1 protein-coding gene is annotated in these 1,558 nt (G+C 34.5%); it reads left to right on the plus strand.

Translation table 11 applies throughout. The features are described 5' to 3' along the window. Positions 1-279: 279 nt before the first annotated feature. Positions 280-489, plus strand: a complete 210-nt coding sequence (locus ABWO04_RS11835; RefSeq protein WP_353079888.1) for a hypothetical protein — start codon at positions 280-282, stop codon at positions 487-489. The last annotated feature ends 1,069 nt before the right edge of the window (positions 490-1,558 follow it).

Genomic DNA, 1,558 nt, shown 5'->3' on the forward strand with positions numbered 1-1,558 from the left:
GTGTAAACGTTTTGTAGAAGAGAGAGGGATTGTTGATTGAGTATATGTGAACTTTCCAATTTCGTCGACATTTAATAACATGAAAAATGAAACCCTACTTTATCTCTTTTTTGTAATGTTTTTTACGGACGTTTTGCGCATACATTTTTATTTGTTGCCATTTTTTGTGAAGCGTCAAGAGTGGTTTTTGATAGCGTTACGTGAAGAAAGGCTTTAGTTTGTTTTCAAGTTGTAACAGCGTTATACTTGTCTTTCGAAAAAGCAGAAAAATAAGCAGAAATGAGAAACTTTGAGCAAGATTTGAGGTTCTTTGAACAGGAGCTGGAGCGGGAAAGAGATCGTTTTCGAAGAAACTTGCTTCTAAAACAGATCTGCGACATCAAAAAAGAGATGTATAAGGAAGTAAGAGAAGAGCGCGCCCAATTGGAGAGGGAAAACAAAAATTTTTCTGATGCTCTTGATGCTGTGACGAAGACAAAGAAAAAATAGAGTTACTCTACTTCATTTGTGTTTGTCAACTTTAGTAAATACTGCTTAGTGCATGTATCATGGAAAAATAAAGTTTTTAAAGTTTTCCCTCAAAAATATTTGTATTTTGATTTCAATCTATTTCTGTTCTACAGTTCTGATTTCGACTTTACGTAATTTTCTACATTTTCCGTTGGTTGGAGAGGGGAAAGATTTAGAGAAATGTTTTCTTAGCAGCTGCCTGTTATCGGCAGGGGACAATTTAACAAAATTTTAAGTTTTTTTCGAATTTTCCGTAATTTTGAATTTTTGCTATCGGCTTGGTTATTACTTTTTGACCGTTTCTGGAAGGATTTTTGTGAAAGAAAAAGATGAGATATATGGCTTAAAAGTTGTATTTTGATTTCAATCTTTTTCTGTTCTACATTTTTGATTTCGACTTTACGTAATTTTTAGAATATTTCTACATTTTCCGTTGGTTGGAGAGGGGAACGGTTGTAAAAAAGATTTAGAGAAATGTTTTCTTAGCGGCTGCCTGTTACTCTCGGCAGGGGACAATTTAACAAAATTTTAAGTTTTTTTCAAAATTTCCGTAATTTTGAATTTTTGCTATCGGCTTGGTTATTACTTTTTGGCCGTTTCCAAAAAATGTTTGTGAAAGAAAAAGATGAGATATTTGGCTTAAAAGTTGTATTATTAACATGTTTTGCGGGACAAAATAATGTAGAGAATTGTTACAGCGTGTAGTTTTTTATTTGAGTAAATTTTGTATATTTTAAACTGTGGTGCGTGCAGTTGCGTTTACTAAATTGAATGTGCCACTCTGCCCCCATTAAGACGCCAAGCACGCTCAAGGCTAACCCTACAATACTAACTTGGCGCAGGGTGGGGAAAAGTTTTTTTGTATGTGTGTTTAGACAATTCTCACCCACGAGTTTTACAAACTACGGACTACGGTGAGCCCGACCTAACCATTTAATCTCATACCAGCTCTTTTTTACCTAAATTGCCCACTAAGCCGCCTCGATTTATTTTTTGACCAAATTACTTACGTTGTTCTATTTAACACGGCCAAATTCTTGTGTGAAAA

Source organism: Flavobacterium sp. (assembly GCF_040382755.1).
In the GTDB taxonomy this organism is placed as follows: domain Bacteria; phylum Bacteroidota; class Bacteroidia; order Flavobacteriales; family Flavobacteriaceae; genus Flavobacterium.